Origin of the sequence: Arthrobacter sp. ZBG10, assembly GCF_001238605.1 — a bacterium.
GTDB lineage: Bacteria > Actinomycetota > Actinomycetes > Actinomycetales > Micrococcaceae > Arthrobacter.
This window is the reverse complement of the sequence record NZ_LFQH01000055.1, coordinates 1-16922: the sequence shown is the minus strand read 5'-3', so window position 1 is coordinate 16922 and position 16922 is coordinate 1. Positions and strand designations below refer to the sequence as shown.

At 61.7% G+C, this 16922-nt stretch carries 10 protein-coding genes and 2 pseudogenes; 7 read left to right on the top strand and 5 right to left on the bottom strand.

Annotated elements, in window-relative coordinates; translation table 11 throughout:
- Nucleotides 1-197, top strand: a 197-nt coding sequence (locus ACU18_RS19335) for an integrase core domain-containing protein (protein ID WP_157407710.1), incomplete at its 5' end; no start/stop codon positions are given.
- 257 nt (nt 198-454) lie between these two features.
- On the opposite strand, the gene ACU18_RS13915 is transcribed toward ACU18_RS19335, so the two are convergent.
- The gene (locus ACU18_RS13915) at nt 455-4282 is read right to left on the bottom strand and encodes an AAA family ATPase (RefSeq protein WP_050686453.1); all 3828 of its coding nucleotides are present in this window, start codon (nt 4280-4282) and stop codon (nt 455-457) included.
- Nucleotides 4283-4499: 217 nt separating this feature from the next.
- On the opposite strand from ACU18_RS13915, the gene ACU18_RS13910 reads away from it, so the two are divergent.
- Entirely contained in the window at nt 4500-6623 is a 2124-nt protein-coding gene (locus tag ACU18_RS13910; RefSeq protein WP_050686451.1) for a CHAT domain-containing protein, read from the top strand.
- A gap of 1259 nt (nt 6624-7882) precedes the next feature.
- Here the strand turns inward: ACU18_RS13910 and ACU18_RS13905 are convergent.
- Nucleotides 7883-8602 (bottom strand): hypothetical protein, encoded by a 720-nt coding sequence (locus tag ACU18_RS13905; RefSeq protein WP_050686450.1) that lies wholly within the window; start codon nt 8600-8602, stop codon nt 7883-7885.
- A 337-nt stretch (nt 8603-8939) separates the two neighbouring features.
- Between ACU18_RS13905 and ACU18_RS13900 the strand changes: the two genes are divergently transcribed.
- On the top strand, nt 8940-9284 hold the full coding sequence (locus ACU18_RS13900) for a type II toxin-antitoxin system RelE/ParE family toxin (RefSeq protein WP_050686449.1): 345 nt from the start codon (nt 8940-8942) through the stop codon (nt 9282-9284).
- Complete coding sequence (locus tag ACU18_RS13895; protein ID WP_050686448.1) at nt 9265-10350, top strand: ImmA/IrrE family metallo-endopeptidase; 1086 nt, start codon at nt 9265-9267, stop codon at nt 10348-10350. The genes ACU18_RS13900 and ACU18_RS13895 overlap by 20 nt, the downstream gene beginning before the upstream one ends.
- A 272-nt stretch (nt 10351-10622) precedes the next feature.
- On the opposite strand, the pseudogene ACU18_RS13890 reads toward ACU18_RS13895, so the two are convergent.
- Nucleotides 10623-11806, bottom strand: a pseudogene (locus ACU18_RS13890) (amino acid permease).
- Between the two features lie 43 nt (nt 11807-11849).
- Nucleotides 11850-12946 (bottom strand): annotated as a pseudogene (gene hisC, locus ACU18_RS13885) (histidinol-phosphate transaminase).
- Between the two features lie 93 nt (nt 12947-13039).
- On the opposite strand from hisC, the gene ACU18_RS13880 reads away from it, so the two are divergent.
- From ACU18_RS13880 to ACU18_RS13870, 3 genes are all read left to right on the top strand, one after another.
- Entirely contained in the window at nt 13040-13543 is a 504-nt protein-coding gene (locus ACU18_RS13880; RefSeq protein ID WP_050686446.1) for an Lrp/AsnC family transcriptional regulator, read from the top strand.
- A gap of 55 nt (nt 13544-13598) precedes the next feature.
- Complete coding sequence (locus ACU18_RS13875) at nt 13599-14297, top strand: hypothetical protein (protein ID WP_050686445.1); 699 nt, start codon at nt 13599-13601, stop codon at nt 14295-14297.
- Between the two features lie 130 nt (nt 14298-14427).
- A complete protein-coding gene (locus ACU18_RS13870; protein ID WP_050686444.1) occupies nt 14428-16086 on the top strand; it encodes a thiamine pyrophosphate-binding protein in 1659 nt (552 codons plus the stop codon).
- Between the two features lie 31 nt (nt 16087-16117).
- Here the strand turns inward: ACU18_RS13870 and ACU18_RS13865 are convergent, their stop codons facing one another.
- A complete protein-coding gene (locus ACU18_RS13865) occupies nt 16118-16339 on the bottom strand; it encodes a hypothetical protein (RefSeq protein ID WP_157407708.1) in 222 nt (73 codons plus the stop codon).
- Nucleotides 16340-16922: the final 583 nt, after the last annotated feature.

The following is a 16922-nucleotide window of genomic DNA, read 5'->3' as shown; positions in this document are numbered from 1 at the left end:
GCCCGTGGCAAAACGGCAAAGCCGAACGATTCAACCGCACCTTGCAAGAAGGCTGGGCCTACAAGAACGCCTACGACTCCAGCAACCACCGAACACAGGCACTGACCGGCTGGCTAGACTTCTACAACCACCGCCGAAACCACGCAGCCCTCGGAGGACGACCACCCATCAGCAGATGCAACCAACCTGCTGGCTGAGTACACCTAGGGCGCATCAAACGGCCCGAAGCAATCACGCGCGTCATCGAAACCCGCAGAACGGCTCGGGGTTTCCGAAACTTCACCAATTACCGACTCAGAGGCTACTTACGTCCAGCGCCCGCCACCGGCACTGCCGAATTCAACAGACGAAGCATGCCTCGAGCGAAGGGCCGGTTAACGACTGTTCCTGCGCTCCTAAACTCTCAATTCGTCAGCGGCCAACACACATGCCTCGACTACGTCTGCTCCGCTCGTCACGGTTTCGATTGAGGCCTGGCTGGAGTGAGCTTTCTTGCTGCGCGGCGGCCACGAGGTCCGTCGGTCCCCTGCGGCTGGTGGGTGGGCAGGATCGTCCCAAAGATGGCCGAGGCGAGGTTCTTCCACGCCTGGGCATCCGCACCGTCGCGGTCGTCGGTCCACATCAGGATCCCTTTTGTTCCGCCTCCGTTATCGTGTGATGCGATGCCTTGGTCGGCGTACCACTCTTGCTTAAGTGACCACTTGCGGGCGTATGCGGGCAGGTCGAGCATGCCGGCATGTTCCCAGTAAATTGTTCGTCCGTCCGGGAGGGTGATCGTGAAGTCTGGTAGGACGGTTCGGCCGTCGGTGCCTGTGAGTGGCTTCTCGTACTCCCAATGGCCGGGCACGAGTTCGTCGAGGATCGCAGCGACGATGACCTCGTTCTTGCTAGCTACCGGGACGCCGTTCGCCGTTACATGCATCAGCTTTCGTTCGAATCGGCGCGATTCCCCTCGAACTTTAAGTGTGACCGGCTGGGGTGGGGCAAATAGGTCCGTGAGGCGCCGAGAAGTCTCTGATCGCCAGGGATTGGCTAGCTCGCGAAGATCCTCGAGCGTTCCTTCGTGGAGGATCACTACGTGGTCGCGTTGCCGGGTGAGCGCCGTGTACATGAGCTCGCGAGAGATATTGGTGCGCGCAGGCAGCACAAGGAATGTGGTGCCGAACTCTGATCCCTGCGACTTGTGTATCGTAACGGCCCACGCTAACTCCAGCGGCGGGTCATCGGTCGAAGAAGGCCAGTACGAGTACGTGACGGCAGGTTGGGAAGAAAACTCCACGCCCAGTTGCAGGGAGTTCTTTGGTCGCTGGGCCGCGGGGACGAGACGGCCGATCGCTACACCGATCTCACCGTTGGCGACATAGTCCAGTTTTTCAACGGTTTGGTCGCGCGTCCACCCTCTCATCAGGGAGTTGCGGGTCTGCATAACCTTGTCGCCGCGGGTAATCTGCTCGGGTCCGATCGGGCGCGGGACGTTTGACCGTCCATATTGCTTGGCGTAGCTAAGATCCGTCGTACGGTAGGTGCGCTTCAGGTGGCGGTTCAGTTCGGTGACGCCGAACGCTCTAGAACGGGTTGGAGACAGGATCTGCCATTCTTCTGCGTGTTTCCCTGCCCCGAGTTCCCAGTTCAGGTACTGACCGTTTTCCGTACCGCCGTAGGTTAACGCGAACGCCCGCTCTGGGTCATCGTTATTGGCGAGAGCCGGAAGGAAGCGTTGTAGCGCATCTGTCAGGGCCTCGACCGCGGTGCGGCCTCCCCAAGGTTCGTAGGTGACGGTGGGCGTTGAGGGATCCTGCCGCAGATCTTCCCAGATGGAATCGTCGGCGCCGCCCGAGCGGTCCCCGAACCAGCTCGCAAGCTGTAGGTCTTGCCTGACTCCGTCGCTGCCATCGGGCAACTGACGCCTGGTGACCGTCAGCTCCACGTACCCGGCGGCCACACGCCCAGCACCGGAGAATTCGTTAGGGCGCAACTCGGTCACTAGGTCAACGAACGGGCGCCCCGGACCAATCGGCGGGAGCTGGCGCGGATCGCCGACAAGGATGATCCGTTTGACCTCGCGGACGGCATCCAAAGTTGCCGCCAGCATCTCCTCGGTGAGCATCGAGGCCTCGTCGATGACGACGAGATCCGCCTGAACGCGGGTGCGGACGTCTTCAGTCGCACGGTATCGCACGCCGTCCCACCGGCCGGAACGTGCCAGGAAGCTGGCCAAGGTCTTGGCGGGATGCCCAACCTTGGTCTGCAACTGGACGCGGGCCTTACCGGTGGGTGCAAGTAGGATGACAGATCCGTTGACGATCCCGTCGAGCCCTACGAGAGCACGCAACAGCGTCGTCTTGCCGGTGCCTGCGGGGCCGATCAGCACGCTCAGCGGTGAAGAGAAAATCTGGGAAAGCCCAGCGGCCTTCTCGGCTCGGGCCCGTTCTTCGGTTGCGTCGGGTCCGCTGGTTGGCGACCTGGCGATAGTTTCGTCTAGCGATCGATCCAGCAACTCGCGGGCGGTGACTAATTCGCCGTAAGCGGGTTTGGCTCGCTGCTCTTCGACCCATGCACGGATAATGTAGGAGATGTCATCATGGCGCAGGCACTTCAGCCCGGCGGTGCCGTCCGCAAGATCAACGGCAAGTAGTGGCGACCATACCCCTGCGTCCTGCATGTTCCGCAGCGATGCATGATCCAGACCGAGGCCCTTGAGCACGACTGCAGAGAGTCGGGGCGGTTGGGTCAGTTCATATTCGGCAGCGACGTCGAGGGCCTCACCTTGCGGGAGCAGCGTGTCGCCATGAATGGCGCGGCCCTCCAGAACATCGATCAACAGCGCCTCGATGCGTCGACGGTCGAGGTTGTCATCCATGCGGGCCACATCCGGAAGTGGCGTTCGCCAAGTGACATGGGCAGGGGGAAAACAGGCCCGGTCGACGGTGGTGAACGGAACGTGTTCGTCCCGTCCGTAGGTGCAGATCGAGGCCCAGTACGGGTTTCCCAGCAACTCCTCGATCGTCAAGGAGACCGCCGTGTCGCCCTTCATTAGAGCTGTCACCTGAACCTGACTGATGTCCATGGCCGACAGGAGCCTGAGAGCCTCTTGTGTCTCTTGATCCTGCCCATTCCAGATTCGTCCGATCGATGGTCCGAGAACACCCTGCACGGCGGCACAGAAATGCGCACAATCAGCAAATCCCGCGGCAAGATATTCCCATGGGTCGGCACTGTCATCGCATGCCGCCACAACCGCGCGTGCTGCCACGTGAGGTCGTTCGACACCGAGATGTCCCAGCACCGCGGCCAAGCCAGGGACAGGCCCACGCAACTGCCACAGCCGCTCGAGCTGAGCTTCAACCCATGCCAGGGCCGTGTCCGGCAACGCTACACCGAGATCCTGGCAGGCTCTGCCTGCCGCCAAAAGACTAGTGAGGGCCTGGATTGCCGCGTCGTCACTGACATGTTCCGTGACGTATGAGAATTCGATGTCGCGGCCCTCAGGTGCCCATGCCAATGCTGCGGAGACGTCGGTGCCCGCGTCCAGGAGTGGCACCAGCTCCTGGTACGGCAGGAGGATCCCGTCGGTCATGTCTGGGCGCAGGCTGTGCGTCACGATGGTCTCCCACATCGAGGAGTTGAAAGGCGGGTGCCCGCTCTGCCGCCACATCGGTGGCTGCATGACCTGGGTTATCCGCGCGGCGCCGACAAGGAGCCGTCCTGTGAGATCCCCTTCTTGGAACGGTGAGTGCTTGAGGTACATGAGCACCAAGGAGTCGTCAGCCACGACCGGGTCGAAGAACTCCCGGATGACCGCCTGCTGGTTTTCTCCATCCATTACCCACGCTGCGTCGTTCCAGCCCAACGCGTCATCGGCGGCGCTCTCGGCGTCCGGGTTAAAACCTCGGACCCGTCTTACATCCACCTCTTCATATAGGGAGCTTCGGTTCAGCCACCGGAATGGCACCGCTTCAAACGCGTAGCCCGGGACCTCAACGGGTGTCGGGTGCAGAGTTCCTTTGAGGGCACGATTGTTGCCGTAGGGATGGGTCTTGATGACCCGATAGCCGGTCGGTGACATGAAGGTCGCCCGCTCGCTAAGGCAAGGCAGCCTGCTGGTGTCCAGGGAGGTAATGGTCGAACCCGCATTGGCCTGTTCGTAGACATCGTCACGCCGGGTACCGATATTCGCAAGTAGGGTGCAGGAAGAGTTCCCCAACGGCGAGTCACAAACACGGTCGTCCCACGCCCGATCCCGCCACGGGACCCGCATCGAGAGATGTTGAACGCCGACCATGCCAACCGACCTTCCTATGTATAGCACTGCTGTTGATCAGACCGGACTGTTCCGAGAGCCAATCTAAGCACGTACGTGTTCTCCCTGAGCGCGGTTATACAAAGTTACCCAAGAGGAATAGAAGGCATGATTGCGACACTCTGGCCGCACCTGGCGAGATGCAAGAATAGTGCCCACAACCGTCAAGGGAGGCGCGGACTTTGGAGCAGAATTTTAGATGAGCGAACCAATCCTCTACGTGGTGGCGTTCTCCTCGGAGGACGCTTCGGATGCCGCTTATAGCCCCATCACTACTGATTGGGAGCAATCAGGCGAGGGCGGTACGCGACCGCAGCTACTATCCCGAGAGATCGTTCCAGCGCTTCCGGCTCTTTGGTATTGTCTTCATCTGCCCAAGAGTCCTCATGACATCGTTGATATTCGAATTAAGTACCTGCCTTGGCTGCAGGAGGCAGCGTTCGCGCACAACATACTGCTAGTGCCAATGGGTTTAGTGCGCCGAGCGGTGACAGGGATTCCGAAAGAATGGTCTCGCACCCTGCTGATAGGTCCTGACGATGAGCAAGCGGAGCTGGCTCGATTGGGCCGTGATCTTGGTTTCAGCCTGTCCCCGGCCGTATTCTCTGAGCTTTCGACCATTTCGTTACGGACCCATTGGAAGACCATCGCCGAGAACCAGTCTGCTTCTGTCTCGGCAGGACTGCGCAAAACCGGCATCGAACCTGTAACGGCATTGGAAACCGCGGGAATCGAACTGCCCATGCGTCGCCTCCTACGACAAGTCGGCAACAAGAACGTGGAGCTGCCGACAGATCCAGAGAGCATGGTTCTTGAGGCCTGGAGAATTCAAGCATTCGTCGCTGCACTCGCTCAGCTCGACTCCGAGAATGTCCCAATGGCAGAGGATCGATTGCCGTCGGAGTGGGAAGCCGCAGCGCAGCGGCTGCGGCGCCCACTCACGATCGGTCTTCCGGGAGTGTCCCCAAAGCAGCGGCGCCTGTACCAACTGAAACACGAGGATACTCCCGTCGCGGCCCCGGTTCGCCCATCAATCTTAGTTTGGCCTGAACGCTACCAAGATGCCTCCGATTCTGACATCGAGTCCTCGGTCATCGCACTATTGGTTGCGCATCAAGCGATCGCTGACGACTCCTTGGGGATAACGATGCCTGCCGTTCCGCCAAAAGCATTCACAGCCCTGGCTGCGTTAGAGCAGCACTGTGCCGACCTTGCAAAGCGTGGCCAAACCGCGCGTCCGTTGGCTGTCCGCAAACTGCTAAAACAGCTGAACAAGGCAATACAGCCAGTTTGGGAAGACCCCTTAGCGAACAACCTGATGCGGGCCTCCGCTCTCACCATCATCGGAAGTTTCCCCATCGGACTCAGCACTCCGCCGGGGTCATCTGACCCGCTCTCATGTTTGATGCCCGTTTCGTACCGGCCGCTCGTGCCCTTGACCAGATCGGTCCCGAATGCTTTGTTGCCACGACGCAACGCGCAGCTTGGCCAGGGGTTCAAGGTGCTAGTGGCCGAGTGCATTGTTGCCGAGGATCCGGTCGGCCAAGCATCTCGACGGGCTTGGGGAGCGGTCTCCGAAATGTTCTCCCGGGACGATCCTCGATCATCAATGACATACCAAATGACCTTATCCGTTGATGATTTAAGAGATGCGATCGCAGAGCATCAACCAGACGTTCTGGTAATTAGTGCCCACGGCTTTTACAACCCCGCGCAGAATGTTGCGGGCATTCAAGTCGGAAAAGGATTCTCATTCGGCGTAGACCTTGGTCCGCTGCCGCCGTTGGTCATTTTGAGCGCCTGCCACGTGGCGCCGAGAGGGACCGGCGCCGTTACGATTACAGATCTTCTTCTGCGCGAAGGCGCCATCGCCGTGCTAGGGACACTGGTGCCCGTCAACGTAGTACACAACGCGGTGTTGATGCAGCGCTTTTTCGTCTACATGATCGAAGTTCTGGCCGGCCGAGCGGACCATAAGTCGGTCCGCGAAGTATGGCATCGCGTTCAGACGAGTAACGCTGTCCACGATGTAACGTCTGGACATCCGATGTTTAAAGAGTGGTTCATGACTCGACCTCCTGCCGGGGGTCCCTCACCGCACGAACTATTCAAGCTCGGAGGTTCAACGAAGCGACTCCGTCGCGGGAACGTCTACGGTGATACGGAAGCCCGATTGTTAGAAATCGCCGACGGTTTCGGGGACAAGGATCGCGTTACAAACTGGCTGAAGCACGATTATGTTCCGGAGTCTGCCTTCTATTGCTTCATCGGTGATCCGGATCGGATTCATCTGCAACCGCCTACAGATCCGTCCAGTATCTAGCTGACATACGGCGAAGACCGAAAGCGAGAGTGCTTCGGCGTGTGCGTGGTCGTACCACCCCCGATCCGAGTAGTGCACAGCGTCAGCAGAACCTCAACCCCGATCATTGCCATGGTGCCCTCCACAGGCGGGCGGCATCCCCGGCCGTGGCCGCGCACCTGGAACTGGTCATCCGGAAGAGCAGTCGATGCGGTTCCATTGCTCCTGGGGCGACAGGATCGGCCGGGCGGAACCTGGAGGCCCTTCATTCCCTGCACAGAGCTGAGGGCCGGCTAACAACAACCATCAGCCGACTGTTGGCCGGGCCATTCTGTTGGGTCTGCTGAGACTGCGGACGGCCGGCTGGCCCCACGTGCCCTGGCCGCGGCGCTGGATGCCGTGCTGCCGGAGCGCCGCACAGTGGTCCAGGACGGCGGGCACTTCATCGGCTGGGTGCCCATGTACTGGAACATCCTCCGGCCTCAGGACCTGGTGATGGTGGGCACCGCTTACCAGAGGATCGGACTGGGCGAGCTATCCCGCGACTGCCGCCGTCGCTGCCTGGGACGCGCTCAGGCGCTCCGTCAGCCACGCCGCCCGCACGGTGGACGTGATCCGGCAGTCGGCCACGAACGTCCCGTGAGCTCCGGCATCTATCACTCCTGCAGCGCAGATAGGTGAGACAGAGACCGGATAACAGCAGACTCGGCACCCAGCGCCCGCGCAACACCATCGAAGTCCACCTCGGGGATCAGCATGGGCTTTTCGGTCAGGCCTTGCGAACCGTACTGTGCCCGAGTCCAGCACCAGGGCGCGGGCCGCTCCAACGGCGCTCGCCAGGCCACGCCCTCGGAGTTTCACCGGCGAGCCCATGTTGTTTTCATGCAGCACGCTGGGTCGCATGCGAAGACCTCCGATGGAGAAATTTCCACTTGGACAAGTCCACTTCCATCGGAGGTCTTTCCTAAATCCATTGCCCAAAGGCTAGAGACAGGTCACCTGCGTATGACTCGCCCTCCGCTGCAGCAAAGTCGAACGCTTCTGTTACGTCGGATTGAGACACCATTATTGGCACGTCCCGAAAATTGACCTTGCCATTGGCGAAGTGAACGATGCAGATACTCCAAGGACGAGAAGTTGTGGCTGGCTCGAATATGGCCGGAATCGGCGAGCTTGGGTATTGTCGACCGCAACTGAATTCCTAGTGAAACGAGGAAAGCCGCCCCAGTTGTCCTGGGGACGGCTGTCCCGTTACGGACCGAAACCCGCCTTCCTTCAGCTTATGCAGCGTAGGCGTATGTGAAGGTGATTTTGGGGTCGGCTTGGAAAGCCCATCCGTAGGCTTTCTGAGCTCCTACGAGCACAGGCGCCTCGCTGCCCGCGATCACATTTGCGGTCGGCTGGTTGGGCATGGCTTCCACGAGCGGAGTGTCGATCATGCCGTTGAAGTCCAGCGGGAAGATGACGGTTGCCCCGAGCCGGACGTTGCCGGCGGGAGCCAGGCTCAGCTGAGGCGCGTACATGACGAAGCGGTACTTTCGCGGGTCCCCGCCTACAGGCAGGAGCCTCTGGCTGGCGTGGATCCTCAGTACCTGCCGGCCCGCTGGGACCTTCAGGTCCGCGACCTTGTACTGGGCAGCGTGTGCCTCGAGCTGCTTCTTTTCATCAATTGCCGGATCGAGCGCAATTCCGGCCTTGGCCAGGATTGGACGGATGATCTCTGCGTCCTTCTTTGTGATGCGTTTGAACTCCGCCGGACTCTTGAAGTTGTCCTTAGTGCCGGAAACAACGCGGGCGATGGCAGATGTGCCGGCCTCGATGTCAGCGGCGAGAACCAAGCGGTACGTCGCCTCAGTGGGCGATTCGACGGTGGCCGTGATGGTCATGTTCGCAACATCGTATGCCTCAGCTTCGAATCCCCTGGTGGGGGCGATGGACTCGATGTCGATGTTGATGCCCTGACTGTAAACAACGAGGTCAGTTGTAATGGGGGTAGTCATGGGTGTCCTCCTAAAGAACACTTGACCGAGGTAGGAGGGTCGCCTTTGTGGCAACTGATGCCTCCGTTAGAATCGCTGTTACCACTAATCATGGAAACTTGCGGTTCTCACCTCGAGTTACAGAGCGGGCCCGTTCGAGCGGGTCCGCTCTTTTTGTGCCTGTTGCACAAAACTAACATACTCGACATGGCGAATCAGCGCAACCATGAAGCTGTCGTACGAGATTTTTGCCCTGCGTTGAAGTATTAGTGCGAGGTAAAGGTGTATTCTGTTGTCATGCCCTAACACCGCCCTCCTGTAAGCTCTATTCACACCAAGGGTGAAGGCGGCTTACAGAATGCAAGTTGATTTCGAGGACGAGGATCTTGAACTCCTTGCCTACGTGTCGACCCATATCACCTCGCGGTGGACCCCAAGTGTTTCAAAGGCCTTTCGGCGACGCATCCAGCAGCTGATGGCCCTTGTCAGTGATGTCAGTGAACAGAACCTTTGCGGGCTCAAAGCTCTTCACGTTGAAAAGCTGAGCGACGGTCCCAAGAGCCTTTATTCCATACGGATTCAGATGCAGTACAGACTCATATTTAACTTCCATCCTGATGACAACAAGCGGCTCGTCATCCTGGGGACCGAACCCGCCGCCTACCAGCAGAGGAGTAGTACTCATGGCACGGCAGCTCGCTGAAGCGTTTCCACCAGGAGATTTCCTCGCCGAGGAGCTCGAAGCCCGCCATTGGTCCCAAAACGACTTCGCTCAGATCCTTGGACGTCCGGCGCAGTTCGTTTCAGAAATCATCGCCGGCAAGAAGGAGATCACCAGAGAGTCAGCCGCGCAGATCGGCGCTGCTCTCGATACACCTCCCGAGTACTGGTTGAATCTCCAGAATGTGTATCTCCTGTGGAGCCAAGCGCAAAACACAGAGAGCCGCAAAGAGCTGGACGATGTTCGTCGACGTGCTCGGATGAACAAACTGGCCCCAGTTACATTGTTGCGTAAGCGCAACTTGATAACGGGTGACACGTTGGCCGAGCAGGAAGCTCAGATCTTGGAGCTTTTCCAAATTCGTGGCCTGGATGAGACTCCGAAGTTTCTAGCGGCCGCTCGTCGGTCAAACCGAGACGAAGGACCAACGCCGACGCAGAAGGCATGGTTGGCCTGTGCGCGCAAGAAAGCCCAGCGTGTAAAGGCTGCCAAGTACGACAAAAACAAGCTTAGGCAACTGGCCGCTGAGCTGTCTCGAATTGTCGCCGACCCTGAAGAGTTTCAAGGTCTGCCTGAGCGATTCGCCGCCGTTGGCGTACGCCTCGTTTACATTGAAGCCTTCCCCGGAAGCAAGCTAAACGGGGCTTCCTTCTTACTCGATGACGACCCTGAGCAGCCAGTTATTGCTCTATCGGGCCGCGGCAAACGCTTGGACGGGGTCCTATTCACGTTGCTTCACGAAGTGGCGCACATTGTCCTCGGACATGTCTCTACCGACCAGTTATTCATCGATGAAGGTGCGGGCCAGGCCGACGAGCCGCAGGAGCAAGAGGCCGATCGGCAGGCAGGGGAATGGCAAATACCTGGCGGCCTTCCCAAGCCACCTAACGTCATACGAAAGGGCTGGATTCAGACCGTTGCCCAGCAGGCTGGCGTGCATCCCGTAGTAGTTCTCGGTCGCCTGCAGATCGAGAAGCTCTTGGAATGGAGAACGGCTCTAGCCAAGGGTGCCCCGACTGTCGATTCCTACCTAGAACGCTGGAACTAACTCGATCGAAATTTGCACGCAAAAGCGAATCATCCATAGCTTCTGGAAGGCTCGACTTCCCTGAGCCAACGAGCGTACTAGTTCCGAATAAATGGGACGAACTAGGTCATGAGCTGGCTTCAGGTGCAGGTTGATATTCCCCGTCGAATTGATCACCGGCGAAAGAGCTGCAGCCGCTGAATCGGACCTAAAAAAGCCGAAGACGCGCCCGGCTAAGGCCGGACGCGCCCCTCGTGTGCTGCGAACCCGCGAAGTGGTCCATTGCTCCTGATTCAGTCGATAAGAACCGGCTCCTTAGCACCGTCCGAGGCTTCAACAACCGGCGCACCCTTCCGGTTCCGATGGTGGAGCCAGTTCGCCGCCACCAGAAGCGCCACAAGTCCGAAAGTGCTCAAGAGCTGCGGACGGGAATCCTCGCCGATGAAGCCCACCGTGAAGATCGCCGCGAGGATGAGCAGTCCACAGCACGTGAGCCACGGGAAGCCGGGCATCCGCGGGGGAAGCTCCGTTCGTTCGCGGTCGGCGCGCAGGCGCAGCGCGAGCTGGGCCAGGAGCGCGGACGTCCACACCAGCAAGCAGGTCGAGCCCACAATGTTGAGCAGGACGGGCATAACCATCGCGGGGAACGCCAGCTCCAGCACAACCGTCACAACGCCGAAGGCGACGCTGGCCAGGACCGCGACCACCGGAACCCGGGCCCTGGACACCGAGGCAAGCAGGCGCGGTGTCTCACCCCGCTCAGCCAGGGAGTACGCCATCCGTGACGCACCGTAGAGATTGGCGTTGAGAGCGGAAAGCAGTGCCACGACGGCCACCATGGTGATTGCGGTGGCCGCACCGGGCATGCCGGCCGCATCCAGCACCGCGGCGAACGGGATCCTCAGCCCCGCCGAGCCCACGGGAACCACAGCCGCGATAACGAAGATCGCACCGATGTAGAAGACCAGGATGCGCCACAGCACCGTGCGTACTGCTGTCCGCACACTGCGGGCAGGCTCGGCGGTCTCAGCTGCTGCCACGGACACAATCTCGGTGCCGCCGAACGCGAACGCCACCACGAACAGTGCCGTGGCAATCCCTGCGAAACCGGCGGGCGCAAAGCCGGCGCCGGTGAAGTTGGACAGGCCCGGCGACTGCACGCCCGGCAGCCAGCCGAAGAGCAGGGCAGCGCCCACCAGCAGGAACCCTACGATTGCCGCCACCTTGAGCAGGGCGAACCAGAACTCGAACTCGCCGAAGTTTTTCACGCTGGTGAGGTTCACAGCGGTGAGAACCGCGATGAACACGGATTGGCGGCGGCCATCTCGCTGAGCGCCCACATCACCAGGATGATGAGGGTGCCGGCCACGAGGTAGGAGATCGGCACAGCCGGGCCGGCAGCCTGGATGCCCGCGCCGGAACCGATGAAGAGGGCTGCGCCGAGTGGGCGCGCAGACGTCTTTGTCTGTTGTTCCATGGGATTCCTCTTGGTTATAGGTGGAACTGTTGGGGATAAAAGGTCAGGCTGCGTCGGCAGCAAGGAGCCTAAGCACACGGTTGTTGGAGGCGGGGTCGGCAACGGTGATCCGCACGCCGTCGCCCTGGTAGGCCCGGACCATGATGCCCACGCCGTTGAAGGCGTCCACCAGCGTCGCCAGCAGCTCCGCATAGGCGCGGATCCACAGAAAGTTGCCCTGGCTCGGCTGCAGCCTCCAGCCCTGAGCCTCCAACTCGGCGGCCATCCGGGCGCACTCCTCCTTCAATAGGGAGATCCGGGCTGCCATCTCCTCCCCCGCGTCCAGCGACGCGATGGCCGCCTTCTGCGCCAGCGCGCTCACGGCGAACGGCAGGGCGGTGCGGCGCAGACCTTCGGCGATTGCCGCCGTCGTCATCGCAAACCCGACGCGCAGGCCGGCGAGCCCGTAGGCCTTGGAAAACGTGCGCAGGATGCAGACGTTCGGGTACCGGCGGTAGAGTGCCAGGGAATCGGGGCCGCTGCCGGCGTCGCCGTATTCCACGTAGGCCTCGTCGATCACCACCAGGACGTCGGAGCGGACAGCCTGCAGGAAGGCCTTGATGCGGTCGTGGCTGATCGGCACGCCGGTAGGGTTGTTGGGCGTGCAGAGCAGGACCACCTTGGTGCGGTCGGTGACGGCGGCGGCCATGGCGTCGAGGTCTTGGCCCTCGGCGTTGTCCAGCGGAACGCGGACCGGCCTGGCGCCTGCCAGCTCCACCAGGATGGGGTAGGCCTTGAAGGAGCGCCACGCGAACACCACCTCATCCCCGGCGTCGCACAGACCGGTGATGATCTGCTGCAGGACGCCCACGCTGCCGGGCCCCACGGCCACTTCGTCGGCGGTGACGTCCAGGTGCCGGGCAAGCCGTTCGCGAAGTTCGACGGCGGCCATGTCCGGGTAGCGGTTCATCCTGCCGGCCGCTTCGACCACCGCAGCCGTGGCCGCGGGAAGGGGCTCGAAATGGCTTTCGTTGCTGGCGAGGGCTGCGATATCCGCGCCGAGGCTGCGCCGGCCCGGGACGTAGGACGGAAGGCCGGTCACCGCACCGCGCAGGGTGGGCAACGCAGTTTCGGGAACGGCACAAGCTGATCACTGGTCATGAGGTCCGATCATGGAAGTGACCCGGACCACAATGCAAGGTAGGCTCCGGTACTTGGGACTTCTGCTCAACTTCTAGGACCACTGGTAAAAATATGACCATCGCAAATGCTCGCACCCTCGATTCCCTCGACGGCCGGATCATCCTCGCCCTGGACAAGGACCCCGAAGCCAGCGCCCTGGCACTCTCCCGGACACTCGGCGTCGCCCGCAACACCGTCCACGCCCGGCTGGCACGGCTGGAGCGCAGTGGCGCGCTCCGCTCCTTCAGCCGCAGGCTGGACCCCGCAGCCCTGGGCTACGAACTCATGGCCTTCCTGTCCCTCTCCATCAGCCAGACCCGGACCGGCTCGGTGGAGAACGGTCTCGCCGCCATCCCGGAGGTCATTGAGGTGCACGCCACCACCGGGGACGCGGACCTCATGGCCAAGGTGGTGGCCCGCGGCACGGCCGACTTTTACCGCATCACCAACGAGATCCTGGAGATCGACGGGATCGAGCGGACCAGCACGGCCATCTCCATCCTGGAACTCATGCCGCCGCGCTACGACGGGCTGATCAGCCGGCTGTCGGAGGAGAAGTCCCGCCCGTCTGACTAACTTCCCGCAGCCCCGGAGCGCCGGACCCGGCCGCAGGGGCATATAGGATCCGGACATGACTGAATTACATCTTCTCCTGGACTCCATTGCCGAAGACCTTGGAGATCCGACCGAATGGCATGCCCCGGTTGAGTTCTACGACTCCTTGGCACTCTGCGCCTTGAACTCCGCCTACTCGTTGCGCGCGACCTCGGCGTCAGCGACGCGTGTACTCGGCCGGTACCGTGCTGCAAGCCCCACTGCAGACACGGACAGCGGCCCCGACTTGCTGCACGCCATGGACGACGCCGGTGGCCCGGTCGATTTTGCCCGGACTGTGTTGTGCAACGACAGCAAACTCCCTGGCACACGCCGAGTCCGCACCGAGGGAATCCACGAAGCACTCACGCGGCTCGCAGCTCTGGACCGTCCCGTGGAAACCACAGAGCAACTAAGGACCGCTGCCGCATTGGACAGCACTCTTGCAGAGAGAGCGTGGCGGTCGGTCAGCGGCCTCGGCCCACTCTCCTGGTCCTACCTGCTCATGAACGCCGGAGTCGGCACCGAGACAAAGCCGGACGTAATGGTCCAGCGGTACTTCGCCAGGGCGCTCGGCGAAGGCTCCAATCCAACGCTCGCACGGACCAGGCAGCTACTTGAACTCGCAGCCTCCGAACTTGGTGTAGAACCTCGCGCATTGGACCGGGCAATTTGGGTCTTCGAAAGTCCATCAATCTCGGACGCTGACTCTCAGATCACCGCTGCAGGGAACTAATAGCCTCAAACGCGGCTGCGCCACCATCACCAGTGGTCTTTTTGGCAGTTTACCCGGTAACCACTGCTAAAAAGACCACCCCAAAACACGTCTATTGCCAAACATGAGGTCTGCGTCACAGGATTCCTGCATGACTACTCTCACTGTCTCGGGCCGCGTCGCACAGGTTCTCAGCAGCTATGTCAGCGACGTCTTCGGCGTCATGGGCAATGGCAACGTGTACTTCCTGGACGCCGCGGAGCAGCAGGGCCTGCGCTTCACTCCCGTGCGGCACGAGGGCGCCGCCATTGCCGCCGCCGACGCCTACTACCGTGCCTCGGGACGGCTCGCCGCTGGCACCACCACCTACGGCCCCGGCTACACCAACGCGCTCACCGCCCTCGCCGAGGCGGTCCAGGCGCAAATCCCGGTGGTACTGGTCACCGGCGACGCCCCCACCAGCGGCGCCCGGCCCTGGGACGTGGACCAGGCGGCCATCGCCGCAGGCCTCGGCGCGGCCACCTTCACCGTCACCCGCGACGCCGCGGGCGCCGTCACCCGGCAGGCGGTGGACTACGCACTCACCCGGCGCACCGCCGTCGTGCTCGCCATCCCCTACGACCTCGCCGCGCTCGAGGCAGCGGACGAGGAACTAACGGAGCCGACGGCTTTGAAGGTGACGGACGACGGCGGCACGGACCTCGCGCAGGTCGCCCGCCTCCTCGCCGGAGCACGCCGGCCCCTGATCCTGGCCGGACGGGGTGCGCACCTCGCCGGCGCCGGACCGGAGCTCCGCGAACTCGCCGACCGGCTCGGCGCACTGACCGCCGGAACCGCCCTGGCGCTCAACCTCCTCAATGGCGAGGGGTACCTGGGCGTTGCCGGCGGTTTCGGCACCGACACCGCGGCCGGGCTCATGGGCGAGGCCGACGTGGTCCTGGTGGCCGGGGCGAGTCTGAGCCCGTTCACCATGCGGTTCGGGCACCTGCTGGGTCCTGATGCGACGGTCATCCAGTTCGACACCGCGGTGGAGCCGACGAATCCGCGGGTGGATGTGTTTGTCCAGGCGGATGTGAAGGCTGCTGCCTCCCGGCTGTTGTCTCTGGTTGATCGCGAAGTTGCTGCCGGGGCGTGGCGCGCCGAGGCTTCCCGGCGACTGACTGTTGGGCCTGGCCACGCTGCTGGAACTGCTGAGACGGTGGACGGGCGGCTGGATCCGCGAGCTCTCGCCACGGCGCTGGATGCCGTGCTGCCTGCGCGCCGTACGGTGGTGCAGGATGGCGGGCACTTCATCGGGTGGGCGCCCATGTACTGGAACATTCCGCGGCCGCAGGACCTGGTGATGGTGGGCACCGCCTTCCAGTCCATCGGGCTGGGACTGGCCAGCGCCGTCGGAGCAGCCCGTGCGATGGAGGACGACCGCACCCTGGTGCTGGCGTCCGGCGACGGCGGCTTCCTGATGGGCCTGTCCGACCTTGAATCGCTGATCGGCGCCGCCCGCAGCGCGATTGTGGTGATCTACAACGACGCCGCCTACGGTGCGGAGATCCACCAGTACGGCTCGCAGGGCCTGACCGAGAAGCCGATGCTGATCCCGGAGGTGGACTTCAGCGGCGTTGCACGGGCATTGGGTGCGGAGTCTGCCGTTATCCGTTCCCTGTCCGACCTGTCCGCGCTGCAGGACTGGATCGACGCCGGAGGCACGGGAACTTTCGTGGCCGACTGCCGGATCACGTCCAGTGTTCGGGCGCCCTGGCTGACGGAGTGGATGAACGCGACCCGGGCAGCGAAGGCAGCCGTGGCGGGATGAACCACCACGGCCGCTCCGGCATGAGAGGCGACTACGGAAGGGTCTCCGCGGACACGGCCCTCAGCCAACCGTCGGTCGTCTCGCCATTGATGGTTGCCTCGCCCATTTCGACCATCATCTGGACCCTTGTACCGTCCCGCCAGCCGACGGTTCTTGACCTGTCCACAAAGACGGACAGGTCCTGGGCACCTCCTAGAGCTTTGAGCATGACGGTGTACTCCCCCGCTGCTCCTGTCATCCAGAGATCAGACATAAACAACTCCCCGCCTAACCGAAACCGGTCTCCGACCTGAATCCCCCCCATTTGGGCGGAATTCAGCTTGTCCAGTAGCTCATCGCGTGGTGTCCTTGACCACGAGTGCAGGAGGAGACGGACTGGGCCGGTGCCTTACTTGCTGAATTCTGCCAAGGCGTGGCGGACGGCATCACAACGGCAGCCGACGCAGCTTGGGACGGAGTCTGCGACTGGATGCTCGCATCGGCTGGGGTTGAACTATTGCTACTGCCGAACACATTGCCTAGCAGCAGACCGATGACGACAAGTGCGAGGAGGACCCCACCGGTTCCAAGCAGCTTCCACGGGATCTGAGGTTTCGGTCGCCGGAAAGTCAGCTCCGAACGCAATTTTCCTTGCACTAGAGAAACGAATTCCCAGCCCTTTTGCTCCAGCTTGTCTCGAGTCCTGGTTTCGAGGCCTCTGACCGCTTTTACTGACTTCGTCTCATACTTCGCACTTGTTGTCGTCATGCTCTTCCCTCGGTTTCGGATTTCATCCCTACAAACATCCAAGTGCTAACGCGACAAAGTTAGGATGAGTGAGTATGTCAACTCGATTC